Below are 25,711 nucleotides of genomic sequence, written 5' to 3'. Positions count from 1 at the left end.
CCGGGCGGAAGGGTTCGACACGGTGTTCCCCCTTGTCCTAGGGCCGGTCGCAAAGGGGGATCGACCGTTGCCAGACCGTCCTGCTCGACGGCAGCAGCCTGGCGCTGTGCCATCGTCCCGGCCGATATTCTGCAGGCACCCAGCCCGGCAATGGGCGCGACTGACGGGACATTTTAGTTCATAATGCGGCTATATCGCGCATGATAGTTGCGCTGCAATTGCGAAACGGCTAGTCATGCTGCAACGCCGCATGAAGGAATCTGCCATGAAGGACATGCCCGCGATGCCAGCCGATACGCCTTCCGCCCTGCTTGCGCTTGCAGGCGAGGCCCTGCCGGAACTCGAATCCCTGCAATCCCGCGCGACCGAGGCGCTGCGCGCGCTGGTCGCCCCCGCGGGCAAGCCGCAGCCGGCGCTTCTGGAGGAACACCAGCATGCCGCCCATGCGCTGTCCTGGCTGGCGACCTATGTCGAATCGGTGCGCCAGCTGGCCGGCTGGGCCGGGCGGCTGGCCGAGGCGGGCAGCCTGGGCCGCACCGAGGCGCTGATCCTGCAGATCGGCCTGGGCGAATACCTGACCCAGATCGCCGGCGGCATCCCGATGAGCCAGACCGAGTTCGCCCGGCTTTCGGACCTGGGCCTCGACTGGCAGCCGGGCGAGGCGGCGGCCGCGCTGATGCGCGGCAATACCGCCCAGGCGCGGGCCGAGCTGGCGCGGCTGATGCAGGACAACCATGGCCGCGCCACCTTTGGCGCCACCGGGCTGGACGAGGATCTGGAGATGATCCGCGACCAGTTCCGCCGCTATGCCGACGAGCGGGTGATCCCCAACGCCCATGAATGGCACCTGAAGGACCAGCTGATCCCGATGGAGATCATCGAGGAACTGGCCGAGCTGGGCGTCTTCGGCCTGACCATTCCCGAGGAATACGGCGGGCTGGGCCTCTCGAAAGCCTCGATGGTGGTCGTGACCGAGGAGCTGTCGCGCGGCTATATCGGCGTGGGCTCGCTGGGCACCCGCAGCGAGATCGCGGCCGAACTGATCCTCTGCGGCGGCACCGAGGCGCAGAAGGCGAAATGGCTGCCGGCGCTGGCCTCGGGCGAGATCCTGTCGACGGCGGTCTTTACCGAGCCGAATACCGGCTCGGACCTGGGCAGCCTGCGCACGCGGGCCGTGCGCGACGGCGAGGATTGGGTCGTCACCGGCAACAAGACCTGGATCACCCATGCGCAGCGCACCCATGTCATGACGCTGCTGGCGCGCACCGATCCCGAGACCACGGATTGGCGCGGATTGTCGATGTTCCTGGCGGAAAAGACGCCGGGCACCGACGACGACCCCTTCCCGACCCCCGGCATGACCGGCGGCGAGATCGAGGTGCTGGGCTATCGCGGCATGAAGGAATACGAACTCGGCTTCGACGGCTTCCGGGTCAAGGGCGAGAACCTGCTGGGCGGCGAGCCGGGGCGCGGCTTCAAGCAGCTGATGGAGACCTTCGAATCGGCGCGCATCCAGACCGCCGCCCGCGCCGTGGGCGTGGCGCAATCGGCGGCCGAGATCGGCATGCAATACGCCATCGACCGCAAGCAGTTCGGCAAACCGCTGATCGAGTTCCCGCGCGTCGCCGACAAGCTGGCGATGATGGCGGTGGAAATCATGATCGCCCGCCAGCTGACCTATTTCAGCGCCTGGGAAAAGGACCACGGCCGGCGCTGCGACCTGGAGGCCGGCATGGCCAAGCTCTTGGGCGCGCGCGTCGCCTGGGCGGCGGCCGACAATGCCTTGCAGATCCATGGCGGCAACGGCTTTGCGCTGGAATACGCCATCAGCCGCGTGCTGTGCGACGCGCGCATCCTGAACATCTTCGAGGGCGCGGCCGAGATCCAGGCCCAGGTTATTGCACGCAGGCTACTGGACTAGGATGAAATTCCGGCCCCTGCTGGACAGCGGGGGCCGTTAGGGCATTATGGCAGCAACATGACGTAACGGAGCTGCCCATGAACCGCATCCCGATGATTTCCGTGGCCTTCGCCGCCACGCTCGGCCTTGCCGCCTGCGAGCCCGCCACGCCCGACGTTCCGGGCAGCAATATCCCGACCGGCGCCTATGTGCTGGTCGGCATCGGTTCCGACACCGTGCCGCAGCGCAATGTCGGCATGACCATCGCGGCGGACGGCTCGATTTCGGGCAAGGCGCCCTGCAACCAGTATTCGGCCAGCCAGACCGCCGAGCCGCCGGGCTTTGCGCTGGGCCCGCTGACCACGACCGAGATGGCCTGCTCGGGCAATGCCGGCCGGCTGGAGACGCGCTATCTCCAAGCGCTGTCGGCCGCCGACGGCATCACCTTCGAGGGCGGCGTGCTGACCATCAAGGGGCCGACCTACCTGACCTATGAGCCGGGCTATCGCAAGGAATGACCCCTTGCCCGGAAGGAGGCGCGCCATGCGCAAGCTGATCCTGGCCCTGTCCTTGCCCCTGGGCCTGGCCGCCTGCGCGGCCGAACCGGACGGCGCGGCGCAGATCCCCGGCGACTATGCGCTGGTCGCGGTCGAGGGCGTCACGGTTTCGGGCACGCCGAGCCTGCGCATCGCCGAGGACGGCGCGGTCTCGGGGCAGGGGCCCTGCAACCTGTTCACCGGCCGCAACAACGCCGCGCTGCCGGCGCTGGACCTGGGCGCGCTGGCGGTGACGCGCCGCGCCTGCCTGCAAGAGGGCGGCGAGCACGCGTTCTTCCAGGCGCTCGGCGCGGTGCGCGAGGCCAGGCGCGAGGGCGAGGAGCTGGTGATGACCGGCCCGGATGTCACCATCCGCTGGCGGATCGCGACGCCGTAAGCCGGGCGACCAGTCGGGCGCGTGCGGGCGGCAGGGGCTTGCCCGCATGGCTCTCGGCCAGCCGCGATTGCAGGAAATGCCCGGTCAGGGCCAGCGCGTCCTCGATCCCGCCATTGCCGCGCCCGCCCAGCATGGCGGGCAGGGGCAAGAGCCGCGGTGCCCAGTCCCCCGCCGCCTGCGCCGAAACCGCCCGGCCCGAGCGCGGGCTGACATAGGCCAGCCCCTCGCGCGATCCCGTCACCGCGCAGCTGGTCAGGTCCAGCCCGAAGCCCAGCTCGTCCAGAAGCCGCATTTCCCAGCGCAGATAGGCTTCCGCCCAATCCTCGCCCGCGTCCATCAGGTCCAGCAGCGCCTCGGTCGCGGCGGCAAGGCGGGGATGGGGGTCGCGCTCGGGCAGGGCAAAGGTCAGCAGCGCGGTGACGGCATTCACCCCGGCCAGCGCATCGGCACCGGCCAGCAGCCCCGGCCGCGCCCGCGCTGGCTCGATGCTGAAGGTGCCCAGCTGTTCCTCAAGCCGCGCCCGCCAGCGCAGGCTGACCCGGTTGCCCGGCTGCAGCATGGCGGCGCGCCTGGCGCTGGTGCCGCCGGGCACCAGGCCGCGGATCAGCCCTGCCTCGCGCGTCAGCACGGTCAGGATCACGGCGCTTTCGCCGTGCCTTTGCAGCGCCATCACGCTGGCCTCGCCGCTCCATTCCATCGCGCCGCCTTTCCTTTCGCGCCACCCTGCCGCAATCTGGGGGCGACGGACAAGGAGGCAGGCATGTTGAAACCGTGGATCGAGGCCCAGGCCCGGCTGGTCGAAGTGGCGGCGGGGCGCGCGCCGGCGGATCTGGTGATCCGGGGCGGGCAATGGGTCAATGTCCACACCCGCGAGGTGATCCCCGGCATCGACATCGCCGTGGCCGACGGCCGGGTGGCCTATGTCGGCGCCGATGCCGGGCCCTCGATCGGCCCCGATACGCAGGTCATCGAGGCGGCGGGCCGCTACATGGTCCCCGGCCTGATCGACGCGCATATGCATGTGGAATCGGGGATGCTGACGCCCGCCGGCTTTGCCGCCGCCGTAATCCCGCATGGCACGACGACGATCTTCCACGACCCGCATGAGATCGCCAATGTGCTGGGGCTCAACGGCGTGCGGCTGATGCGGGACGAATCGCTGCTCCAGCCGATCAGCATGTTCACCCAGATGCCCAGCTGCGCGCCATCCGCCCCCGGCCTGGAGACCACCGGCCAGCCGATCACCGAGGGCGAGGTGGCGCAGGCCATGGGCTGGGACGGCATCGTCGGCCTGGGCGAGATGATGAACTTTCCCGGCGTCGCCGCGGGCGACCGGCAGATGCTGGCCGAGATCGCCGCCACCCGCGCCGCCGGCAAGACGGTGGGCGGCCATTACGCCAGCCCCGACCTGGGCCGGCCCTTCCACGCCTATGTCGCCGGCGGCGCCGCGGACGACCACGAGACCACGACCGAGGCGCAGGGCATCGCCCGCGTGCGCCAGGGCATGGGCTGCATGATGCGGCTGGGCTCGGCCTGGTATGACGTGGAAAGCCAGATCACCGCGATCACCGAAAAGGGGCTCGACCCGCGCTTCTTCATCCTTTGCACCGACGACAGCCATTCCGGCACGCTGGTCCATGATGGACACATGAACCGGGTGGTGCGCCATGCCATCGACTGCGGCTGCGATCCCCTGGTGGCGATCCAGATGGCGACGATCAACGCGGCCCAGCATTTCGGGCTGGAGCGCGAGCTGGGCAGCATCACGCCGGGCCGGCGGGCGGACGTGATCCTGACCCCGGACCTGCGCAGCCTGCCCATCGAGGCGGTGATCGCGCAGGGGCGTCTGGTCGCCGAAGGCGGCAAGCTGCTGGTGGATTGCCCGCGCATCGCCTGGCCCGACGAGGCGCGCAACTCGGTGCATCTGGGGCGCCGCCTTGCCGGCGCGGATTTCGCCGTGCGCGCCATGGGCGACAGCGCGCGGGTGCGGGTGATCGGCGTGGTCGAGAACCAGGCCCCGACCCGCGCGCTGACCGCCGAGCTGCCGATCCACGACGGCGTGATCGAGGCGCAGGGCGAGACCTGCCATATCGCGCTGGTCGAACGCCACCGGGCGACGGGCGGCGTGGTGAACGGCTTCGTCTCGGGCTTCGGCTACCGGGGCCGGATGGCGGTGGCCTCGACCGTGGCGCATGACAGCCATCACATGATCGTCGTCGGCACCTGCCGCGACAGCATGGCGGCGGCGGCCAACCACCTGGGCCGGATCGGCGGCGGCGTCACCGTGTTCCGCGACGGCGAGGAACTGGCGACGGTGGCGCTGCCCATCGCCGGGCTGATGTCCGACCTGCCCGCCGAGGAAGTGGCCGAGGCGGCGCAGGGGATCGTCAAGGCGATGCAGGATTGCGGCTGCCGGCTCAACAACGCCTATATGCAGCATTCGCTCCTGGCGCTGGTGGTGATCCCCGAGCTGCGCATCTCGGACCTGGGCATCGTCGACGTGACCCGGTTCGAACTGGTCGACCTGCTGGTCTAGCCCTGCAGCCCCGGCACGACCCCCGGCCGGGATGGGCCGGGGCCGGCCGCGGCGCGTGCGTCAGTCGCCGTCGTCGGGCACTTCGTCGTCATCGCCGAAGCGGGCGTCGTCGTCATATTCGTCCTCGCCCTCGCCGACATATTTCGCCGACAGGTTGATCGAGTGATTGTCGTGGATCGGGTCCATGACGATGTCCGAGGGGATTTCGCCCGCCAGCCATTCGCGGATCTCGTCCTTGGTCTCGTCGATCTCCTGCCCGGTGACTTCGGCGATATAGGTGATGAAGGCGCGCTGGTCGCCGTCGATCTCCTCCAGGTCGCTTTCATCGGCCGCAGGCCATTTCTCGACGATGGCCTCGAAGAAGGCGGGCCAGTTGTCGCGGACGTGAACCCATTTCATCAGTAGCCTCCTCCGCCCAGGCCGCCCTGCACCAGGCGCGAGGCGCCGGTGATGTCCTCGCCCACGCCGGCCACGGTATTGCACGCGGCAAGCGCAAGAAGGGTCAGGATGGCTGCGATCCGACTGAATTTCATTCTCTTTCCTCCTGCCACCAGGTTTCTGGCATGAAGCCGGGCCAGTCACCGTAAAGCGGCGTGTTTTCAGGATAATCCAGGTCGGCACGATGGGCCAAGCGGGAAATCCGTGAATAGCTGACCGGGATGACATAGCGTCCGGCGGTTAAGATTCGGTCAAGGGCCCTGACCGCTGCGACGAAATCCTCATGCGTGCGGGCGTGGCCCATCTCGGCGATCATCGCCTCGGCGGCGGGGCTGTCCATGCCCATCCAGTTGCGGCTGCCCGGCTTGGCCACGCCCTCGCGGCCCCAATAGAGCCGCTGTTCGTTGCCCGGCGACAGCGATAGCCCGCGTTCATACCAGGTCATGTCGAACTGGTAATTGTTCGTCCGTTCCACATATTGCGCGGCATCGAGCATCGTCACCGTCGGCCGGATGCCCAGGTTGCGCAGCGATTGCACGAAGATGTCGATGATCTGCCGGGTCTCGGCGCTGGTGCGCATGGCGCTGCCCGACTGGTTCAGCAGGATCTCGAAGGCGAAGGGGCGGCCCTTCGCGTCGCGCAGCTCGCCCTCCTGCACGGTCCAGCCGGCCTCGCCCAGCAGGTCCAGCGCGGCGCGGATGCCCCGGCGGTCAATGGCGCGCTCGCCGCCCTCGGGCAGGGCATAGCCTTCGATGGTGCCGGGCGGCAGCTGGTCGGCGAAGGGCGCCAGCAACGCGGCCTCGCGCCCGGTGGCGGGGCCGCGTTGCATCGCCAGATCGGAATTGGCGAAATAGCTGGTGATCCGCGGATCCTTGCCGCCGGTCAGCGTCATGTTGATGAAGCGATAGTTGAAGGTCTCGATCATCGCCTGCCGCACCCGCCAGTCGGCAAACAGCGGATTGCGGGTGTTCATCACCAGCCCCATGATCCCCGAGGGGCGGCCATGCGCGATCTCGGATTTCTCCATCCGGCCGTCGCGCATGGCGGGAAAGTCGAAATTGCGTTCCCAGCGCGCCGCGACCAGTTCGCGCCAGACGTCGATCTCGCCGGCCTTGAACGCCTCGAACATGGCCGAGGCATCGCCGAAATAGTCATAGCGGATCACGTCGAAATTGTGCAGCCCCCGGCTGACCGCCAGGTCGCGGCCCCAGTAATCCGGGTTGCGGCGAAAGCTGATCGCCCGGCCCGGATCGACCTTGTCGATGACATAGGGCCCCGATCCGATGGGGACCATCAGGCTGGACTGGCCGAAATCGCGCCCCTGCCATTGCGCCTTCTTCAGGATCGGCCGCATGCCCATCAGCATGGAAAGCTCGCGGTCGGCGGTGTTGAAGGTGAACCGGACCGAGCGCGGCCCGGTCTGTTCCATCGTCTCGACCTTGGACCAGACGGCGGTATAGCGCGGATGCCCCTTGGTCCCCAGCACCTCATAGGACCACATCACGTCCTCGATCGTCACCGGCGTGCCGTCGGAAAAGCGCGCCTCGGGGCGCAGGGTGAACTCGACCCATGTCCGGTCGGCATCGGTCTCGACGCTTTCGGCCAGGAGGCCGTAGAGGGTGAAGGGCTCGTCGATCGAGCGCATCATCAGCGACTCGGTCACCAACCCCGGCTGGGTGAAGATCGGCCAGACCGGGTTGCCCATCAGGATCCAGGGGTTGAGCGAATCGAAGGTGCCGGTCTCGGCCAGGCGAATCGTGCCGCCCTTGGGCGCCTCGGGATTGGCATAGGGCAGGTGGGTGTAGCCGGCCGGAAGCGCAGGTTCTCCATACATTGCAATGGCATGCCGGGGTTCGGCAAGGCTTGCCAGCGGCATGGATGCAACACACAGGCACAGGGCGATTCGCCGCCAGATCGCGGATTCGTTAGCAAACTTGAAGAATCGCATGCTCGATGGCCCTGTTTTCCGGGTCGTTGGTTCTGCCCGTGCCCAGATTAACCGCCCGTTCACCTTGAAGCAAACTTACGCCTTGGACTCATGGGGCGAAAAGCGTATAGATAAGGCACTGCTCGATAGGTTTCTTGCCTGTATGAAACCTGCCTCATGACTTGCGCCCGCCTTGTGCGGGCGCTTTTTTCTTGGGGGTTTCGCGATTGCGCCGCAGCCTTGCCTGCCCGCGCCCGCCGGGGGAATCGAGCGCGCAAAAAAGTGAACGAAGCGGTATTTCCCCTGCCATCGCCGGCGGCTCCCGCGCCTTGCCGCGCCGCCGGTGTCCGACCTTGTGCGGTGCGGGCTTTTTCCCCATGCTGCGGCGGCAACAGCAACGCAGGCGTGGAGGCAGCGATGTTCCAGAAATTCCTTGGCGGCAAGACGGCGGTGGTGACGGGTTCGAACTCGGGGATCGGGCTTGGCATCGCGCATGAGCTGGCGCGGGCCGGGGCGGATCTGGTGCTGAACAGCTTTACCGACGCGCCCGAGGATCACGCCCTGGCCGAAAGCCTGGCCGCCGAGCATGGCGTCAAGGTCCGCTACATCCAGGCCGACATGTCGAAGGGCGCCGAGTGCCGCGCCCTGATCGAAAAGGCCGGCGCCTGCGACATCCTGGTGAACAATGCCGGCATCCAGCATGTCGCGCCGATCCCGGATTTCCCGGCCGAGAAATGGGACGCGATCATCGCCATCAACCTGTCCTCCGCCTTTCACACCACGGCGGTGGCGCTGCCGCTGATGCGCGAGGCGGGCTGGGGGCGGGTGATCAACATCGCCTCGGCGCACGGGCTGACGGCCAGCGAATACAAGTCGGCCTATGTCGCCGCCAAGCACGGCATCGTCGGCCTGACCAAGGTGACGGCGCTGGAGACGGCGAAGGAGCCGATCACCTGCAACGCCATCTGCCCCGGCTATGTGCTGACGCCCATCGTGGAAAAGCAGATCCCCGACCAGATGAAGACCCACAACCTGAGCCGCGAGGACGTGATCGCCAAGGTCATGCTGCACCGCCAGCCCTCGGGGCAGTTCGCCACGGTCGAGCAGATGGGCGGCACGGCGGTCTTTCTGTGCTCGCCGGCGGCCGAGCAGATCACCGGCACGACGATCTCGGTCGATGGGGGGTGGACGGCGCTTTAGGGCGCCGCCCCGACGGGGTTTCCCGCCCCTTTGCCCAAGGGGATCGCGGGCGGGCGGTCAGCCCCAGGCCGCCTCGAACTCGCGCCATTCGCCCTTGCTCATGCCGCTGTTTTCCTGCGTGACCGTCTCGCCGGCCAGGCGGCGCTTCAGCGCCTCGACGCCCCTGGCGGAAAGCTGCATGCCGCCCAGCCGGTAATCCTCGAAGGCGGCATAGGCGAAGGGCACCCAGTCCTTGACGATGCCGCACATGGTTTCGGCATAGGTGCGGATCTCGTATTGCGCATGGGCATCGGCGCGCAGGCGCAGGAAATGGAACAGGTTGTGCAGGTCGACCTTCCAGTACCATTGCGTATAGACATTCGCCGGCAGGTTCATCCGCGCCAGTTCGCGCGCCAGGCCCTGCTGGCCCTCCTGGCTCAGCATCGCCTCGTAATGGTCATAGCTGCGCATCGCGTCCTCGCGCAGGATGTCGAGGACGCGAGCGGCCTCGTCCCCCTCCAGCACCTGGCCGCGGCCCTGGTTGTTCACCGTCGATTGCGCGGCCAGGTGTTCGGGGGCGGGGATGTAGAATTCGCGGTCCAGGATCGAATAGCGCGCCGAATATTCGTTCACGTTGGCGGTGCGGTGGCGGATCCATTGCCGGGCGACGAAGACCGGCAGCTTGACGTGGAACTTGACCTCGCACATCTCGAACGGGGTCGAGTGCCAGTGCCGCATCAGGTAGCGGATCAGCCCCTCGTCGTTGCTGACCGATTTCGTGCCGCGGCCATAGCTGACCCGCGCGGCCTGGGTGATCGCGCCGTCGTCGCCCATGTAGTCGATGACCCGCACCAGCCCGTGATCCAGCACCGGATGCGCCCGGTAGAGATGGCCCTCCATCCCCTCGGAGACGGCGCGCAGGGTGGGGCGCGGACTGGCGCGCAGCTCGTCGATCTCGGCCTGTTGTTCGGGGGTCAGGGGCATGGCGGAATCCTTCGTGCTGTTGGGCATATCTTGTGGCACCGACGGGGGATGCAATCAACCGGCAGTATGGACGCGGCGGGTGCAGCCGATCGCCCCACGTTGCGGTCCGGCCGCCGCCATGCCAGTCTGGCCGCAGCGAACGGAAAGGAGCGACAGATGAAGGTCCGCTATCTGCACACCATGGTCCGCGTGCTCGATCTGGAAAAGACGATGGCATTCTTCCACCTGCTCGGGCTGGAGGAGACGCGGCGAATCGACAATGAGAAGGGGCGCTTCACCTTGGTCTTCATGGCCGCGCCCGGCCAGCCGGAATGCCCGGTCGAGCTGACCTGGAACTGGGACGGCGACGACGGCCTGCCCTCGGACAGCCGGCATTTCGGCCATCTCGCCTATCGGGTCGAAGATATCTACGAGATGTGCCAGAGGCTGATGGATGCGGGCGTGACCATCAACCGCCCGCCGCGCGACGGCCATATGGCCTTTGTCCGCAGCCCCGACAACATCTCGATCGAATTGCTGCAAGAGGGCGAGGCGCTGCCGCCGCAAGAGCCCTGGGCCAGCATGCAGAACACCGGCCACTGGTAGGGGGCGGGACACCGGCGAAAGGCGGCGCAAGGTCTGGACCTGCCCGGCCGGGCCGCCGCAAGAGCCCTGGGCCAGCATGCAGAACACGGGCCACTGATAGAGGGCGGGGCCGCGGCGAAAGGCGGCGCAGGGTCTGAACATGCCCGGCCCGCGCCGGGTCGGGTCGGCCTATCGCAGACCTGACCGCGCGCATTGAGACGCTGGATGCCTGACCCGTCGCCGGGACCAGCCGGTGGGAAGAGGGGGCCCCGCGGTCGATGCCGGCGACGGGCCGGGCATGACGGCGCCGCCGGGCCATGCCGCGGCGGCGCGATTCAATAGATGTAGCGGATCTGCTCGGCCCAGAATCTTTCAACCCGGCGCCATTGCAAGTTCACCGCCTCGATGGGCGGATCGTCCAGCACGCCGGACAGTTCCAGCCCTTCGGCATGGCGGGCAAACAGCCGCGCCACGCAATCGCGCACCTCTTGTCCCGTCTGGGTCAGCCGCACCCGGACCGCGCGGCGGTCCATCTCGCAGCGTTCATGGTGGACATAGCCCAGCTCGACCAGCTTCTTGAGATTGTAGGAGACGTTCGAGCCCTGATACATCCCGCGCGAGCGCAATTCGCCCGCCGTCACCTCCGACGTGCCGAGATTGTAGATCAGCAGCGCCTGCACCGGCGTCAGGTCCGAGCGGCCCAGCCGCTCGAACTCGTCCTTGACCAGGTCCAGCAAAAGCCGATGCAGCCGCTCCAGCATTTGCAGGCTTTCCAGATAGGCGTCGGCCCGGTTGGTCCGCGGCGGCAAGGGCCGCAGGGCCGGCACCGTGTGGGCAGAGCTGCGCTGTTGCATAAGCGGGTTCCGTTCTTGGCCTCGTTTCCGCCACCATGGCGCAGATTTGCCAATCTTCGGTTAATCGCCGCGCAGTTTGCTAAAATTGCGCCTATTTCCGTGCCAGCCGCTGATGGGCAAAACCCGCCACGCGGTCCAGGATGGGCAGCAGCGCCTGCGGTCCTGGGCGGGCGTCGCCCAGCCGGGCGGTGATCCAGGGATACAGATCCTGGTCGTTTTCGCTCAGCAGCGCCTCGTAAAGGTCCAGCTCCTCGGGGCTCAGCCCGTCAAGCTCGCTGTCCGAGAACGGGCCCAGGATCAGGTCCATCTCCTTGGTGCCCCGCCGCCAGCTGCGCATCCGCAGCCGCTTCAGCCTTGCTTCGTTCTCGTCCACGCTTGCCCCCGGCTTGCCTGTCCGCGGCGCCGCCCCTATGACGGGGCAGCCAGCCGCAGGATGAATTCGATGAGCTTTTTGTCGCAGACGCTCGCCCGCGTCAAACCCTCGCCCACCATCGCCATCACCACCCGCGCCCGCGAGCTTGCGGCCGAGGGGCGGGACATCATCGGCCTGTCCGCCGGCGAGCCCGATTTCGACACGCCCGCGCATATCCGCGAGGCGGCCAAGGCCGCCATCGACGCCGGCCATACCCGCTATACCGCGGTGGACGGTATCCCGGAACTGAAACGCGCCATCTGCGACAAGTTCGCGCGGGAAAACGGGCTGGACTATGCGCCCGCGCAGGTGACGGTCGGCACCGGCGGCAAGCAGATCCTCTACAACGCACTGATGGCGACGCTGAATCCGGGCGACGAGGTCATCATTCCCGCGCCCTATTGGGTCAGCTACCCGGACATGGTGCTGCTGGCCGGCGGCACGCCCGTGGTGGTCGAGGGCGCGATGCAGAACGGCTATCGCATCATCCCCGAACAGCTGGAGGCGGCGATCACGCCGCGGACGAAATGGCTGATCCTCAATTCGCCCTCGAACCCCACCGGCGCGGGCTATGCCGTCGAACACATGCGCGCCCTGACCCAGGTGCTGATGCGCCATCCGCAGGTCTGGGTGCTGGCGGACGACATCTACGAGCATCTGGTCTTTGACGATTTCCGCTTCGTCACCCCGGCGCAGGTCGAGCCGGGGCTGAAATCGCGCACGCTGACCATGAACGGCGTGTCGAAGGCCTATGCCATGACCGGCTGGCGCATCGGCTATGGCGCGGGCCCCGAGGAACTGATTCGCGCCATGGCCAAGCTGCAGTCGCAATCGACCTCGAACCCCTGCTCGATCAGCCAATATGCGGCGCTGGCCGCGTTGCAGGGGCCGCAGGACTACATCGCCGAAAGCCGCGCCGTGTTCCAGCGCCGCCGCGACCTGGTGGTGGCGGGGCTGAACGCCTGTCCCGGCATCGACTGCCCGGTGCCGCAGGGGGCGTTCTACGTCTATCCCTCGATCGCGGCGCTGATCGGCAAGACCTCGGCCGGCGGCACGTTGATCGCGGATGACGAGGCATTCGCCACCGCGCTGTTGAACGAGACCGGGGTCGCGGTGGTCTTTGGCGCGGCCTTCGGGCTTTCGCCGCATTTCCGCATCTCCTACGCCACATCGGACGCGGTGCTGGCGGATGCCTGCGCGCGGATCAAGGGGTTCTGCGAGGGGCTGCGCTAAAGCGAAGCGGCGGGGCCGAAACCCCGCCCCGCCTGCCTTAGTTGACGAAAAGCTGCGGCCTGGTCAGGCTTTCCGGGCGCAGGATGGCGTCCAGCCGCTCTTTCGGCAAAAGCCCTTTTTCCAGCACCAGCTCATAGACGCCGCGGCCGGTCAGATGCGCCTCGGTCGCGAGTTCGGTGGCGGCGGCATAGCCGATATAGGGGTTCAGCGCCGTGACGATGCCGATCGAGCGGCGCACGGTTTCCTTCAGCACGTCGCGATTGGCGGTGATGCCGCGCACGCAATTGTGCTCCAGCGTGTTGCAGGCCGCGATCAGGTGGCTGACCGAGCGGAACATGCTGTAGGCGATGACCGGCTCGAAGGCATTCAGCTGCAACTGCCCGCCCTCGGCGGCCATGGTGATGGTCATGTCGTTGCCGATCACCTCGAAGGCGACCTGGTTGACCACCTCGGGGATGACCGGGTTCACCTTGCCCGGCATGATCGAGGAACCGGCCTGTTTCGCCGGCAGGTTGATCTCGTTGAAGCCGGCGCGCGGACCCGAGGACAGCAGCCGCAGGTCGTTGCAGATCTTCGACAGCTTGACCGCCACCCGCTTCAGCACGCCCGAGACCTGCACGAAGGCGCCGCAATCCTGCGTCGCCTCGACCAGGTCGGGGGCGGTGACGACCGGGATCACGGTGATTTCGGCCAGCCGCGCCCGCACCCGCTCGGCATAGTCGGGATGGGTGGTGATGCCGGTGCCGATGGCTGTGGCGCCCAGGTTGATCTCGCAGATCAGGCTGGCGGCCTCGGCCAGGCGCATCTCGTCCTCGCCGATGGTGATGGCGAAGGCGTTGAACTCCTGGCCCAGGGTCATCGGCACCGCCTCTTGCAGCTGGGTGCGGCCCATCTTGAGGATTTCGGCGAATTCCGCGCCCTTCTCGGCAAAGGCGCCGCGCAGCGAGGCCAGCGCCGCGATCACGTTCTGCAAGCCCCGCCACGAGGCCAGCCGCAACGCCGTCGGATAGACGTCGTTGGTCGATTGGCTCATGTTCACATGCTCGTTGGGATGCAGGTATTTGTATTCGCCCTTGGCATGGCCCATGATCTCCAGCGCGCGGTTGGCGATGACCTCGTTGGCGTTCATGTTGGTCGAGGTGCCGGCGCCGCCCTGGATCTGGTCCACGACGAACTGGTCGTGCAGCTGGCCGGCGCGGATTTCCTCGCAGGCGGCGACGATGGCGTCGCGGCGCTCGGCCGAAAGCAGCCCCAGATCGGCATTGGCCAGCGCCGCCGCCTGCTTGATCGCGGCCAGCGCGCGGATCAGCTCGGGAATTTCGCCGATGGGCCTGCCGGAGATCGGGAAATTCTCGACGGCGCGCAGGGAGTGGACGCCCCAATAGGCGTCGGCGGGCACCTCGCGGTCGCCAAGCAGGTCGTGTTCGATGCGGGTCTTGGTCATGTTCACCTCGGGCGCAGGCGCGCCGCCCGCCGGTGGCGGTGCGGGCGCGATGCGCATTTCTGTCGGATCTGTTGCGATAGGCAGGGCGTTCGCGCGCCCCCTGTGTCAAAGATTTAGGCAGGATCGCGCGTATTTTCCAATGCGAAGTCGCGCTGGGTTATTCCGATCCTGCATAACCTTCGCCCAACTCGCGCGCGGCCTGCCAGACCCGCCCGGTGATGCCGCGACCGCGCGCCGCATTGCGGTAAAGCCGGATCTCCATCGGCAGTTCCGGGGCCACGACCTCCAGCCGGCCGGTCGCGATCTCGGCCTCGACCAGCCGGCGGGGCAGCCAGACCAGGCCATGCCCGGCCACGGCCATGCTTTTCATCGCCTCGGCCATGCTGGCTTCGTCGGTATGGGCGACATAGACCCTGGGCGCGCCGGGCTGCGCCAGTGCGATGCGCGCCATGGCGTTCAGGAACGAGCCGCGGGAATATTTCAGCATCGGCATGCCCTCGGTCCGCCATTCCTGCGGAAAGCCGGGGCAGGCGACGGCGACCAGGCTGTCCTGGCCCACCACCAGATGCGGATAGCCCGCGGGGTCCAGCGGGATGTTCACCTGCGGATGGGCATAGGTCAGGAAGAAGTCATAGCCGCCCTCGGTCAGGGCCTCGATGCAGCGGTCGAAATTCTCGGGCTTGACGCGGCTGGTCATCTGCCCCGCCGCCGCCTTCAGCCGCATCAGCCAGCCCGGCAGGAAGGTCACGGTCAGGCTGTGCAGCGCCACGAAGGAAATCTCGCCGCCCCGGCTTCGGGCATGGTCGCGGAACTCGGCGCGGCGGGCGAGGATCATGCGCACGACCTCTTCGGCCGTCTCGCGGAACAGCACGCCCTCGGGCGTCAGCGACACCGGGTAGCTGTCGCGCGACAGCAGGTCGGTGCCCAGCCATTCCTCCAGCGCGCGGATGCGGCGGCTGAAGGCGCTTTGCGTGACGCCGCGCAGCTCGGCCGAGCGCGAGAAGCTGTGCGTCTCGGCCAGGCTCAGGAAGTCCTCAAGCCATTTCAGATCCATGCGCCCCCCTTTCCTGCCGCTTTAGCCGAGCCGGCGCGGGCGCGCCATGCCTGGCCGCCTTGCGGGCGGCAATCGGGCCTGAATGCTTGCCCCTGGCGGGAAAATCCGGTTTTCTGGCGGGCATCAGACGGGGAAGGGCGCATGGACGACAGCACGATGGTGACGGTGGCCGAGCTTGGCCGGATGGTCGAGTCGCTTTTCATGCGCGCCGGCTTCAACGCCCAGCAGGCCGATGCCATCGCCCGCATCATCACCGCCGCCGAGCGCGACGGCGCGAAATCGCACGGCATCTATCGCATCGAAGGCTGCCTGCGCACCCTGGCGGCCGGCAAGGTTTCCCCCGATGCGCGGCCGGAGCTGATCGACGAGGGCAGCGCCGTGATCCGGGTCGGGGCCGGCGGCGGCTTTTCCCCCGCCGCCTTCGAACTGGGCCTGCCGGCGCTGGCCGGCCGCGCGGAAAAGCTGGGGCTGGCGGCGCTGGTCATCAACGATTGCGTGCATTACTCGGCGCTGTGGCCCGAGGTCGAGGCGCTGGCGGCGCGCGGCCTTGCCGGGCTTGCCATGTGCCCCAGCTATGCCACCGTCGCCCCGGCGGGCGGCAACCGGCCGATCCTGGGCACCAACCCCATCGCCTTTGCCTGGCCGCGTGCGGGGGCCGCCCCCTACGTCTTCGACTTCGCCACCTCGGCCGCGGCGCGGGGCGAGATCGAGCTGCTGGCCCGGGCGGGCGAGCCCCTGCCCGAAGGCTGGGCGCTGGACGCGGCCGGCCAGCCCACCACCGATCCCCAGGCGGCGCTGGCCGGGGCCATGCTGCCCTTTGGCGGGCACAAGGGCTCGGCCATCTCGACCATGGTCGAGCTGCTGGCGGGGGTGATGATCGGCGACCTGACCAGCCAGGGCGCGCTGGACGAACTGGGCACGCTGGCCCTGGCGCCCAGGCATGGCGAGCTGATCCTGGCCTTTTCGCCGGCGCGTTTCGCCGCAGGCCGGCCCGGTGATCCGCTGGCTGCGGCCGAGGCGCTGTTCGACGCCATCCTGGGCCAGGGCGCGCGCCTGCCCGGCCAGCGCCGCCTTGCCGCCCGCGCCCGCTCCGAGGCCGAGGGCATCGCGCTGACCGCCGCAGAACTGGCGCTGATCGAGCGCTTTCAGCGCGAGGGGCTGGCGGCGCTGGGCTGATCGCGGTTCGGCGGGGGCCAAGCGGCTGCACGACCGGCGGTCGGCATGCATCGCGGCCTGTCCCGTGCGCTGGCTGCCGGAAAGCGGCTGAGCAGAATCGTCCATCCGTCCCAGGCGGTGCGGCCGGCCCAAGGGCAGGGGCCGATCATGCGCGACGCCGGCATTGCGCGGGGCTTGCAAGGCAGGCCCCCGTTCCGATCCTGTGCATCAGGTGCAGAAGCCTAGCCGTCGGCTCTCGGCTCAGGGCGGGCCACCGGGCGCGGCATCGGCGGAACTGGAGCGGCGGATCCTCGCCACGCCAGCCGCCGGACTGGCAGGCCGCCGGGCCGCGCTGCCACGGCCCCGCGGACAGGCCCGCGAGGTGCCGCGGTGCCGATCCAGAACCGGGGCGGGCCGTTCGATCATGCCCCGACCTTGCGGCGGGCGGATCAGCCTAGCGCATGGCGGCAAGCCAGTCCTGAATCGCGGCCAGCGATTCGGGCTCGTCGAGGAACGGGACATGGGCGCGATCGGGCACCTCGGCCAGGATCATCTGGGGATGCCGGCAGCGCATCTCGGTCGCGGTCTCATGCGCCAGCAGGTCCGAGTTTGCCCCGCGCACCAGCGCCAGGGGCAGCCCCTGCGCGGCGTCGAACAGCGGCCACAGATCGACCTCGGGCCCATTGAAGGCGGCCAGGAACGCCTCGCGCAGGGCGGGGTCGTAGTTGATGCGCAGGCCCGCGGGCGTCTCGGCGTAATGGCGCCGGGCCTCGTCCAGCCATCGGCTTGCCGGCACGCCGGCAAAGCCGGGCATGAGCGCGGGCAGGCGCTCTGCCATGTCCTCCAGGCTTTTCGCGGCCGGGTTGCGGCCGACATAGTCGAAGATCCGCTCCAGCCCGCTGCGCTGCAATGCCGGGCCGACATCGTTCAGGCACAGGCCCAACAGCCGGTCGCGCGCCGTCGCGGCCAGCAGCATGCCGATGATCCCCCCGCGCGAGGTGCCCAGCACCGCCGCCTGCGCGATGCCCAGGTGATCCAGCAGCGCCAGCGCGTCCCGCGCCTCTTGCGGGACGGTATAGCTGTCCGCGCCGGTCCAGTCCGAATCGCCGCGGCCGCGGTAATCCGGCCGGATCAGCCGCACGCCGGCGAGATGCGGCGCCAGATAGTCGAAATCCCGCCCCGTCCGGGTCAGCCCCGGCAGGGCCAGGACCGCCAGCCCCTCGCCCTCGTCGCGATAGGCCAGCCGGGCGCCGTCCTCGGCCTGGAAGAAGCGGACGGGCATCACAGGTTTTCCGACTGCGGCATGCCCAGCACGTGATAGCCGCCATCGACCAGCACGATCTCGCCCGTGGTGCAGGCGCCCCAGTCCGAACACAGCCAGACCGCCGTGCCGCCGATCGCCTCCAGCGTGGCATTGGCGCGCAGCGGGGCATTGGCCTCGGTATGGCGATAGGTCTTGCGGGCGCCGCCGATGGCCGCGCCGGCCAGGGTCTTCATCGGGCCGGGGCTGATTGCGTTGACGCGAATCCCCTCGGGGCCCAGGTCGTTGGCCAGGTAGCGGACCGAGGATTCCAATGCGGCCTTTGCCACCCCCATGACGTTGTAGAACGGCGTGACCCGGTTCGAGCCGGCATAGGTCAGCGTAATGATCGAGCCGCCATTCGTCATCAGGGGCTGCGCCCGCCGGGCCAGGTCGATCAGCGAATAGCACGAAATCGTCAAGGAATTCTTGAAATTGTCGCGGGTCGTATCGATGAATCGCCCGGTCAGCTCGTTCTTGTCGGAATAGGCGACGGCATGGACCAGGAAATCCAGCCCGCCCCAGCGCGATTCGATCGCCGCAAAGGCGCGGTCGAGCGATTCGTCGTCCAGCACGTCGACATCCATCAGGAAGTCCGAGCCCAGCGATTGCGCCAGGGGCTCGACCCGCTTGCCGAAAGCCTCGCCCTGATAGGAAAAGGCCAGTTCCGCGCCCTGATCCGCCAGCGCCTTCGCAATCCCCCAAGCGATCGAGCGGTCATTCGCGACCCCCATCACAAGGCCGCGTTTGCCTTTCATCAATTCGCTCATGGCTTAACCTTTTCTTGGTTTATTCGCGGTATTTCGACAGGAGCAGCGTGGCGTTGGTGCCGCCAAAACCGAAACTGTTGGAAAGGACACTATCGAAATCGACGTCATCCATGCGCGTCTGCGCAATCTCCTCGGGCCGGATCTCGGGGTCCAGCTCGGTGATGTTGGCCGAGGCGGCGATGAAGCCCTGCTGCATCATCAAGAGCGAATAGATCGCCTCATGCACGCCGGTCGCGCCCAGCGAATGGCCGGTCAGCGACTTGGTCGATGACACCGGCGGCACCGCGCCCTCGCCAAAGACCCGGCGCAGCGCCTTGATCTCGCCCACGTCGCCCACCGGGGTCGAGGTGCCATGCGCATTGACATAGCTGACGCGCCGCCCCTCGGGCAGGGTGGACAGCGCCAGCCGCATCGAGCGCTCGCCGCCCTCGCCGGAAGGGGCGACCATGTCATAGCCGTCGCTGGTCGCGCCATAGCCGGTGACCTCGGCATAGATGCGGGCGCCGCGGGCCAGGGCGTGGCCCAGCTCCTCCAGCACCACCACCCCGGCGCCGCCGGCGATGACGAAGCCGTCGCGGGTCGCGTCGAAGGGGCGCGAGGCGGTCTGGGGCGTGTCGTTGTATTTCGACGACATCGCGCCCATGGCGTCGAACAGGCACGACAGCGTCCAGTCCAGCTCCTCGCCGCCGCCGGCGAAGACGATGTCCTGCTTGCCCATCTGGATCAGCTCGGTGCCGTTGCCGATGCAATGCGCCGAGGTCGAGCAGGCCGAAGTGATCGAATAGTTCACGCCCTTGATCCTGAAGGGCGTGGCCAGGCAGGCCGAATTGGTCGAGGACATGCAGCGCGTGACCATGAAAGGGCCCATGCGCTTGGGCGCGCCCTTCTCGATCACGGTGCGATGCGCCTCGAACAGGTTGGCGGTCGACGGCCCGCCCGAGCCCATGACCAGGCCCGAGCGCTCGTTCGAGACATCCTCGGGCGCCAGGCCCGCATCCTCGATCGCCTGCTGCATGGCGATGAAGTTATAGGCCGCGCCCGCGCCCATGAAGCGCAGGTTGCGCTTGTCGATATGGTTCTCGACGGCGATCTGCGGCATGCCGTGGACCTGGCTGCGAAAGCCGTGCTCGGCATATTCGGGGGCGAAGACGATGCCCGAGCGGCCGGCGCGCAGGCTTTCGGTGACCTCGGTGGCATTGTTGCCGATGGGAGAGACGATGCCCAGCCCGGTGATGACGACACGGCGCATGGCGTGCTCCTTGTTCATGTGTCAGGCGGCCGACAGGGCAACCTTCATGTCCTTGACCTCATAGATGGTTTCGCCGTCGGCCTCGACACGGCCGTCGGCGACGCCCATGGTCAGGCGACGGGTCTGGACCGCCTTGGTGAAATCGACGAAATAGCGCAAGAGCTTGCGGTCGGGGCGGACCATGCCGGTCAGCTTGACCTCGCCCACGCCAAGCGCATAGCCGCGCCCCTGCCAGCCGCGCCAGCCCAGGTTGAAGCCGGTCAGCTGCCACAGCCCGTCAAGGCCCAGGCAGCCCGGCATGATCGGATTGCCGGGAAAATGGCAGGCAAAGAACCACAGGTCGGGATGGATGTCGAATTCGGCGACGACATGGCCCTTGCCATGCGGGCCGGCATCGGCGGAAATCTCGGTAATGCGGTCCATCATCAGCATCGGCGGCTCGGGCAATTGGGCATTTCCGGGGCCGAACAACTCGCCACGGGCGCAGGCCAGCAGATCTTCCTTGTCAAAGCTGGTCCGTGTCATCGTCATGCGCGTGTGTTCCCCTCGATCCGACGTTGCGTTATCTGCTGTGGCGGCTGCCGGGCAAGGCCCGCGCCGCACTTGCTTTCGGGTCTATCATTCCGTCCCGGCAGGGCGCAAGGGCGCAGGTTTTGCGGGTTTTTGCGTCGGATATGCCGGCGGTTGCCAAAGACGGAGGTGCGGCGGACGATTTGCCGCAGCTTTCCCCGCCCGGCAGGACGGGCGGGCCTTGCGCACCATGGCCGGCGCCGCATCCGGGGGCTTTGCGCCCCCAGACCCCCGCAGGATATTTCAACACGAAAGAACCGGGCAGGAGAATACCGGGCCGCGGCTTCTTTCGTGCCGAAATATCCTGGGGGAGCGCGGAACGCGCGGGGGCAAAGCCCCCATGACGGGGGAACGGGCGGTCAGCCGGCCTGTTCCGCGGCCAGGTCGCGGGTGCGGCGGGCGATCAGGGCGATGCCCGGCGCGATGTCCCCCTCGCGGATCGAGGAATAGCCCAGCCGGAAGAAGGCGCAGGGCTGCGGCGGGGTTTCGAAGAAGACCTCGCCCGGCTCGATCAGCACGCTGTCCTCTTGCAGCCTTGCCGCCAGGACGGCGCTGTCGATGCCGGCCGGTCCTTCGATCCACAGGCTCGACCCGCCCGAGCGCGCCGCCCCGGCGATGCGCAGCCCGGTGGCCGCCAGCGCCTGCTCCATCAGCGCGCGGCGGCGTTTCAGCGCCCCGCGCAGCCGCACGATATGCGCGTCGTAATGGCCGAGCGCCAGGAAATAGGCGGTGATCCTTTGCAGGTGGTTCGGCGGGTGGCGCAGCATGATGGCGCGCAGCGCGCGGGCCCGCGCGATGAAGGGCGCCGGCGCCACCATGTAGCCGATGCGCAGCCCCGGAAACAGCGATTTCGAGAAGCTGCCGACATAGATCACCCGCCCCGACCGGTCGAGCGATTTCAGCGCCGGCGCCGGCGGGGCCAGATAGGACATCTCGAAGTCGTAATCGTCCTCGACGATCAGGAAATCATGCGCGGCGGCGCGGGCCAGCAGGTCGCGGCGCCGCGCCAGCGGCATGGTCGCGCCGGTCGGGATGTTGTGGCTGGGCGTCACGATCACCAGCCGCGTCCCCTGCGGCAGCAGCTCGGGGTTCAGCCCGCCCTCGTCCACGTCGAGGAAGGTGGTCGGGCTGTGGGCGCGGCGCAGGGTCTCGGCGAAATCGGGATAGCCCGGATCCTCGGTCACGGCCAGCCGGTCGCCGCGCGCCAGCAGCTCGACGGCGATGAACAGCGCGTTCTGCGCCCCCAGCGTCACCAGCACCTCGTCCGGCTCGGCCTGGATGCCGCGGCGGGGCAGGGAATGCGAGCAGATGTAGTCGATCAGCATCGGGTCGTCGGCGCCGTAGAGATCCGAGGCCAGCTCGCCGAAATCCCGCGTTCCCCAGGCCCGGCGGGCGCAGTCGCGCCAGGCGTTGTGGTCGAAGAGCGCCGCGTCGCTTTGCCCGTAGATGAAGGGATAGCGGAAGTCGCGCCAGTTCGCCGGCTTGCGGATCACCCGCTGCCGCGGCAGCTGGCCCGCAAGCCAGCTGTCCCAGTCGAGCGCGGTCTCGTGCGGCACGGGCTCCTGCACCTTCAGCCGGCGGTGCGGCACGGTGGCGGCGACGATGATGCCGGACCGTGCCCGCGTCTCCAGATAGCCCTGGCTGACCAGCTCCTGGTAGACCAGCGTCACGGTCATCCGCGAAATCCCCAGCGCAGCGGCCAGCCCCCGCGACGAGGGCAGCCGCGTGCCCGGCCGCGCCCGCGTCTCCAGGATCGCCCGCACGATGGCCGCCGCCAGCCGCGCCTGCAGCGTGCCTGCATCGCTGTCGCGGGAAAAGAACATTTCGACGGGAATCCGGTCGCTCATCTGGCCTTATCTTTGCTTTCATCTGGACATATCGTTACGCCCCGTCACCTGCAACATTTTGCCGCAGAAGCAACCGTGCAGAGTTGCCCATGCCAATCACCGGGGCTGAGCCGACAGGCTCGGCCGCGTCGCAAGACCAACAATCGAAAGACAGGGAGTCACAAGAATGACCAACATGAACCGGGCCGGAGCCTTCCTGGCCGCGATGACGCTTGGCGTCGGCCTCGGCCTGGCCCCCGCCCATGCCGAGACCACCGTAGTCGTCGGCTACCAGCAGATCGTCGGCCCCTTCATCGCCGCCATCGCCGACGGTCGGCTGGACGCCGCGGCCAAGGAGGCGGGCTACAAGATCGACTGGCGGCAGTTTTCCTCGGGCGGCGACATCTCGACGGCGCTTGCCTCGGGCAACGTGCCGGTGGGGGTGATCGGCTCGACCGGGATCGCCGCCGCGGCGACGCGCGGGGTGGAGTTCGAGCTGTTCTGGATCCTCGACAATATCGGCAAGTCCGAGGCGCTGGTCGCCCGCAACGGCTCGGGCATCGAGAAGCCCGAGGATCTGGCCGGCAAGAACGTCGCCGTGCCCTTCGTCTCGACCTCGCATTTCCACCTGCTCGTGGGCATGGACCAGGTCTGGAAGATCGACCCGCGCGGCGTCAACATCCTGAACATGAAGCCGCCGCAGATCCTGGCCGCCTGGCAGCGCGGCGACATCGACGCGGCCTATGTCTGGCCGCCGGTGCTGACCGAGCTGATGAAGGAAGGCACGGTCATCGCCGACAGCGAACAGATCGGCGCGGCCAGCGTGCCGACCTTCGACGGGCTGGTGGCGGACAAGAAATTCGCTGCCGAGAACCCGGACTTCATGGCCGCCTTTACCAAGGCGCTGGCCGGGGCCTATGCCGATTACAATGCCGACAAGGCGGCCTGGACCGAGGATTCCCCGCAGGTCGCGGGCATCGTCAAGATGATCGGCGGCGATGCCGCCGGCACGGTCGAGGCGCTGAACATGCTGTCCTTCCCGGATGCGGCCGAGCAGGCATCCGAGACCTGGCTGACCGGCGGCGCGGTGCGCGCGCTGGGCGAAAGCGCCCGCTTCCTGGTCGAGCAGAAGCAGATCGACGGCGCGCTGGACGATTACGCCCCCTTCGTGAACCCGAGCTTCGCCCAGGCCGCGGCGCAATAGGCGGCGGGCCCCCTGCGGGGCCGCCTTCCCGCGCGCTTCAACCCTTTCCTCTGAAAGACCGCTGATATGCAGACACTGAAAGTTTCCGACGTCAGCCTGATCTATCCGGGCCATCACAAGGGCGCCCCCGTCACGGCGCTGAAAGGCGTGAACCTCGAGGTCAAGAGCGGCGATTTCGTCGTGGCGCTGGGTGCCTCGGGTTGCGGCAAGACCACGCTCCTGAACCTGATGGCCGGGTTCATGGCGCCCTCGGCCGGGCAGATCACCTTGGGCGACCGGCCGGTCGCCGGCCCCGGTGCCGAGCGCGGCGTGGTGTTCCAGAAACACGCGCTGCTGCCCTGGCTGAACGTCATCGACAACGTGGAATTCGGCCTGAAACTGCAGGGCGTGGACGCCAGGACAAGGCGCGAGCGCGCGGTGAAGAACCTGGCGCTGGTCGGCCTGCAGGACTTCCACAAGCACATGATCTATCACCTGTCGGGCGGGATGCAGCAGCGCGTCGGCATCGCCCGCGCCCTGACCTGCGACCCGGCCATGCTGCTGATGGACGAGCCGATGGCGGCGCTGGACGCGCTGACCCGCGAGACGGTGCAGGAACTGCTGCTGCAGATCTGGCAGCAGACCGACAAGATGTATTTCTTCATCACCCACAGCGTCGAGGAGGCGCTGTTCCTCGGCTCGCGGCTGATCGTCATGTCGCCGCGGCCGGGCCGCATCACCCACACCTACGAGCTGGACTTCAACCGCCGCTTCCTGGCCGAGGGCAATGCCCGCGCCATCAAGTCCAGCCCCGATTTCATCGAGATGAGGGAGCAGATCCTTGGCATCATCTATGGCGACGAACGCGCCGGCGAGCAGGAAAAGATCCATGCTTGACCGGCTGATGAAAGCACGCCCGGCCCGGCCCGGCGTATCCTACGGCGCCCCCGGCGACGGCTCCAGCGCGCTCATCAGCCTGGCCACGGCGCTGGCGCTGATCGCGCTGTGGTTCCTGGTCACCGGCATGGGTTGGGTCAGGCCGCTGTTCCTGCCCTCGCCCGCCGCGGTCTGGGGCAAGTTCGTGCTGGCCGCGACCGAGGGGGTGTCGAACTCGACCCTGGTGCAGCATACGCTGGCCAGCCTCGGCCGGGTGCTGGGCGCCTTCTTCCTGGCGCTGGCCGTCGCGGTGCCGGTCGGCATCCTGATGGGGGTGAACCGGGTGGTCCGGGGCCTGCTGGACCCGATCATCGAGTTCTACCGCCCGCTGCCGCCCTTGGCCTATCTGCCGCTGATCATCATCTGGCTGGGCATCGGCGAGTTTCCCAAGGTCTTCCTGATCTTCCTGGCGATCTTTGCCCCCATGGCCATCGCGGCGCGGGCCGGCGTGCGCTCGGTCTCGATCGAGCAGATCCATGCCGCCTACGCCATGGGCGCCAGCAAGCTGCAGGTGATCTTCCACGTCATCCTCAAGGCGGCGCTGCCCGAGATCTTCACCGGCATGCGCATCGGCATCGGCGTGGGCTGGACGACGCTGGTCGCGGCCGAGATGGTCGCCGCCCACCGCGGCTTGGGCTTCATGGTGCTGAACTCGGCCGAATACCTGGCCAGCGACGCCGTGATCATGGGGATCATCGTGATCGGCATCCTGGCCTTTGCCTTCGACCTGCTGATCCGCCGCATCGAGCGCGCGCTGATCCCCTGGAAGGGCAAGGTCTGACCCCCGTCCGCCGGAGCTGACCCGCAACCATTCACCGCAAACGTCCCGGAGGCGCGCCCGCGCGCCGCCGACCGGGAGAGGAGTATCCACCGATGACCCGCAAGCTGACCGCCGGCGACCTGAAGGCCACCTTCGACGCCTTCAACCGCCACGACATCGACGGCGTGATGACCCATTTCGCCGAGGATTGCGTGTTCTACACCGTCGCCGGCGAGCATGAATACGGCAACAAGGTCGAGGGCAAGGCCGCCATCGCCAGGGCCTTCGAGACCGTCTGGACCACGATGCCGGACGTCGAATGGGCCGACCACACGCATTTCCTGTCCGAGGACGGCACCCGCGGCGTCAGCCAATGGACCTTCCGCGCCACCAACCCGGACGGCAGCCGGACCGAAGTTCAGGGCGTGGACCTGTTCCGCATCGCGGACGGCCGGATCGTCGAGAAGCAGGCGATCCGCAAGCAGCGCCCGGCCATTCCCGCCC

The 25,711-nt window shown here is 68.0% G+C and carries 26 protein-coding genes; 12 read left to right on the top strand and 14 right to left on the bottom strand.

The features are described from left to right. Positions 1-265 precede the first annotated feature (265 nt). The 3 genes from IT40_RS13850 to IT40_RS13840 all read left to right on the top strand — a co-directional run bounded on the left by IT40_RS13850 (position 266) and on the right by IT40_RS13840 (position 2,833). Positions 266-1,921, top strand: coding sequence for an acyl-CoA dehydrogenase family protein (locus IT40_RS13850; protein WP_036756278.1), 1,656 nt, complete (start codon positions 266-268; stop codon positions 1,919-1,921). 77 nt (positions 1,922-1,998) lie between these two features. After that, positions 1,999-2,418 carry an META domain-containing protein gene (locus tag IT40_RS13845; RefSeq protein WP_036756167.1) on the top strand — a complete coding sequence of 140 codons (420 nt, stop codon included), beginning with the start codon at positions 1,999-2,001 and terminating at the stop codon, positions 2,416-2,418. Between the two features lie 25 nt (positions 2,419-2,443). Beyond that, the gene (locus IT40_RS13840) at positions 2,444-2,833 is read left to right on the top strand and encodes an META domain-containing protein (RefSeq protein ID WP_036756165.1); all 390 of its coding nucleotides are present in this window, start codon (positions 2,444-2,446) and stop codon (positions 2,831-2,833) included. On the opposite strand, the gene recO is transcribed toward IT40_RS13840, so the two are convergent. Beyond that, positions 2,802-3,530, bottom strand: a complete 729-nt coding sequence (gene recO / locus IT40_RS13835) for a DNA repair protein RecO (RefSeq protein WP_036756163.1) — start codon at positions 3,528-3,530, stop codon at positions 2,802-2,804. The genes IT40_RS13840 and recO overlap by 32 nt on opposite strands. A gap of 63 nt (positions 3,531-3,593) precedes the next feature. Between recO and ade the strand changes: the two genes are divergently transcribed. Further along, positions 3,594-5,369, top strand: a complete 1,776-nt coding sequence (ade, locus tag IT40_RS13830; RefSeq protein WP_036756160.1) for an adenine deaminase — start codon at positions 3,594-3,596, stop codon at positions 5,367-5,369. Between the two features lie 60 nt (positions 5,370-5,429). Here ade and IT40_RS13825 read toward each other — a convergent pair whose 3' ends face one another. Genes IT40_RS13825 through IT40_RS13820 form a run of 3 tightly spaced genes read right to left on the bottom strand, consistent with a single transcriptional unit; the run spans position 5,430 to position 7,755 of the window. Then, positions 5,430-5,768, bottom strand: coding sequence for a hypothetical protein (locus IT40_RS13825; protein ID WP_036756157.1), 339 nt, complete (start codon positions 5,766-5,768; stop codon positions 5,430-5,432). Beyond that, the gene (locus IT40_RS30490; RefSeq protein WP_258552065.1) at positions 5,768-5,902 is read right to left on the bottom strand and encodes a hypothetical protein; all 135 of its coding nucleotides are present in this window, start codon (positions 5,900-5,902) and stop codon (positions 5,768-5,770) included. The genes IT40_RS13825 and IT40_RS30490 overlap by 1 nt, the downstream gene beginning before the upstream one ends. After that, positions 5,899-7,755: an extracellular solute-binding protein gene (locus tag IT40_RS13820; protein ID WP_036756154.1), complete on the bottom strand. Its 1,857-nt coding sequence runs from the start codon at positions 7,753-7,755 to the stop codon at positions 5,899-5,901. Before IT40_RS13820 ends, IT40_RS30490 begins: the two co-directional genes overlap by 4 nt. A gap of 396 nt (positions 7,756-8,151) precedes the next feature. Here IT40_RS13820 and IT40_RS13815 point away from each other — a divergent pair, with 396 nt between their 5' ends. Then, positions 8,152-8,934: a 3-hydroxybutyrate dehydrogenase gene (locus IT40_RS13815; protein ID WP_036756275.1), complete on the top strand. Its 783-nt coding sequence runs from the start codon at positions 8,152-8,154 to the stop codon at positions 8,932-8,934. Between the two features lie 57 nt (positions 8,935-8,991). Here the strand turns inward: IT40_RS13815 and thyX are convergent, their stop codons facing one another. After that, on the bottom strand, positions 8,992-9,897 hold the full coding sequence (thyX, locus tag IT40_RS13810; protein WP_036756272.1) for an FAD-dependent thymidylate synthase: 906 nt from the start codon (positions 9,895-9,897) through the stop codon (positions 8,992-8,994). A gap of 156 nt (positions 9,898-10,053) precedes the next feature. Between thyX and IT40_RS13805 the strand changes: the two genes are divergently transcribed. Next, positions 10,054-10,482: a VOC family protein gene (locus IT40_RS13805; protein WP_036756152.1), complete on the top strand. Its 429-nt coding sequence runs from the start codon at positions 10,054-10,056 to the stop codon at positions 10,480-10,482. Between the two features lie 314 nt (positions 10,483-10,796). Here IT40_RS13805 and IT40_RS13800 read toward each other — a convergent pair whose 3' ends face one another. Then, complete coding sequence (locus tag IT40_RS13800) at positions 10,797-11,315, bottom strand: MarR family winged helix-turn-helix transcriptional regulator (protein WP_370362661.1); 519 nt, start codon at positions 11,313-11,315, stop codon at positions 10,797-10,799. Between the two features lie 91 nt (positions 11,316-11,406). Then, positions 11,407-11,652 (bottom strand): FAD assembly factor SdhE, encoded by a 246-nt coding sequence (locus tag IT40_RS13795; RefSeq protein WP_051419801.1) that lies wholly within the window; start codon positions 11,650-11,652, stop codon positions 11,407-11,409. Between the two features lie 105 nt (positions 11,653-11,757). Here IT40_RS13795 and IT40_RS13790 point away from each other — a divergent pair, with 105 nt between their 5' ends. Beyond that, positions 11,758-12,960 carry a pyridoxal phosphate-dependent aminotransferase gene (locus tag IT40_RS13790; protein WP_036756264.1) on the top strand — a complete coding sequence of 401 codons (1,203 nt, stop codon included), beginning with the start codon at positions 11,758-11,760 and terminating at the stop codon, positions 12,958-12,960. A gap of 37 nt (positions 12,961-12,997) precedes the next feature. Here IT40_RS13790 and aspA read toward each other — a convergent pair whose 3' ends face one another. Further along, positions 12,998-14,404: an aspartate ammonia-lyase gene (aspA, locus tag IT40_RS13785; protein ID WP_036756260.1), complete on the bottom strand. Its 1,407-nt coding sequence runs from the start codon at positions 14,402-14,404 to the stop codon at positions 12,998-13,000. Positions 14,405-14,561: 157 nt separating this feature from the next. Beyond that, positions 14,562-15,458 (bottom strand): LysR family transcriptional regulator, encoded by an 897-nt coding sequence (locus tag IT40_RS13780; protein ID WP_036756150.1) that lies wholly within the window; start codon positions 15,456-15,458, stop codon positions 14,562-14,564. A gap of 141 nt (positions 15,459-15,599) precedes the next feature. Here IT40_RS13780 and IT40_RS13775 point away from each other — a divergent pair, with 141 nt between their 5' ends. Beyond that, positions 15,600-16,634, top strand: a complete 1,035-nt coding sequence (locus tag IT40_RS13775) for an Ldh family oxidoreductase (protein WP_036756148.1) — start codon at positions 15,600-15,602, stop codon at positions 16,632-16,634. A 433-nt stretch (positions 16,635-17,067) separates the two neighbouring features. Here IT40_RS13775 and IT40_RS13770 read toward each other — a convergent pair whose 3' ends face one another. The 5 genes from IT40_RS13770 to pdxR form a co-directional block, all read right to left on the bottom strand. Beyond that, the gene (locus IT40_RS13770; protein WP_036756145.1) at positions 17,068-17,895 is read right to left on the bottom strand and encodes an alpha/beta fold hydrolase; all 828 of its coding nucleotides are present in this window, start codon (positions 17,893-17,895) and stop codon (positions 17,068-17,070) included. Then, positions 17,895-18,683 carry an enoyl-ACP reductase FabI gene (locus tag IT40_RS13765; RefSeq protein ID WP_036756142.1) on the bottom strand — a complete coding sequence of 263 codons (789 nt, stop codon included), beginning with the start codon at positions 18,681-18,683 and terminating at the stop codon, positions 17,895-17,897. The genes IT40_RS13770 and IT40_RS13765 overlap by 1 nt, the downstream gene beginning before the upstream one ends. 19 nt (positions 18,684-18,702) lie before the next feature. Then, entirely contained in the window at positions 18,703-19,932 is a 1,230-nt protein-coding gene (gene fabB, locus IT40_RS13760) for a beta-ketoacyl-ACP synthase I (RefSeq protein WP_036756258.1), read from the bottom strand. Positions 19,933-19,953: 21 nt separating this feature from the next. Then, the gene (fabA, locus tag IT40_RS13755) at positions 19,954-20,463 is read right to left on the bottom strand and encodes a bifunctional 3-hydroxydecanoyl-ACP dehydratase/trans-2-decenoyl-ACP isomerase (protein ID WP_036756139.1); all 510 of its coding nucleotides are present in this window, start codon (positions 20,461-20,463) and stop codon (positions 19,954-19,956) included. A 398-nt stretch (positions 20,464-20,861) separates the two neighbouring features. After that, complete coding sequence (gene pdxR, locus IT40_RS13750; RefSeq protein ID WP_036756136.1) at positions 20,862-22,349, bottom strand: MocR-like pyridoxine biosynthesis transcription factor PdxR; 1,488 nt, start codon at positions 22,347-22,349, stop codon at positions 20,862-20,864. 166 nt (positions 22,350-22,515) lie between these two features. Between pdxR and tauA the strand changes: the two genes are divergently transcribed. From tauA to IT40_RS13730, 4 genes are all read left to right on the top strand, one after another. Next, positions 22,516-23,532, top strand: a complete 1,017-nt coding sequence (gene tauA, locus IT40_RS13745; protein WP_036756134.1) for a taurine ABC transporter substrate-binding protein — start codon at positions 22,516-22,518, stop codon at positions 23,530-23,532. A 66-nt stretch (positions 23,533-23,598) separates the two neighbouring features. Further along, positions 23,599-24,408: a taurine ABC transporter ATP-binding protein gene (locus IT40_RS13740; RefSeq protein ID WP_036756131.1), complete on the top strand. Its 810-nt coding sequence runs from the start codon at positions 23,599-23,601 to the stop codon at positions 24,406-24,408. Further along, positions 24,401-25,228: an ABC transporter permease subunit gene (locus IT40_RS13735; RefSeq protein WP_036756128.1), complete on the top strand. Its 828-nt coding sequence runs from the start codon at positions 24,401-24,403 to the stop codon at positions 25,226-25,228. The genes IT40_RS13740 and IT40_RS13735 overlap by 8 nt, the downstream gene beginning before the upstream one ends. A gap of 92 nt (positions 25,229-25,320) precedes the next feature. Then, a partial coding sequence (locus IT40_RS13730) for a nuclear transport factor 2 family protein (RefSeq protein ID WP_036756125.1) occupies positions 25,321-25,711 on the top strand: 391 nt, incomplete at its 3' end.

The sequence above is a fragment of the Paracoccus versutus genome, from assembly GCF_000763885.1.
Taxonomy (GTDB): Bacteria; Pseudomonadota; Alphaproteobacteria; order Rhodobacterales; family Rhodobacteraceae; genus Paracoccus; species Paracoccus versutus.
This window is presented reverse-complemented; position numbering and strand designations above follow the sequence as displayed.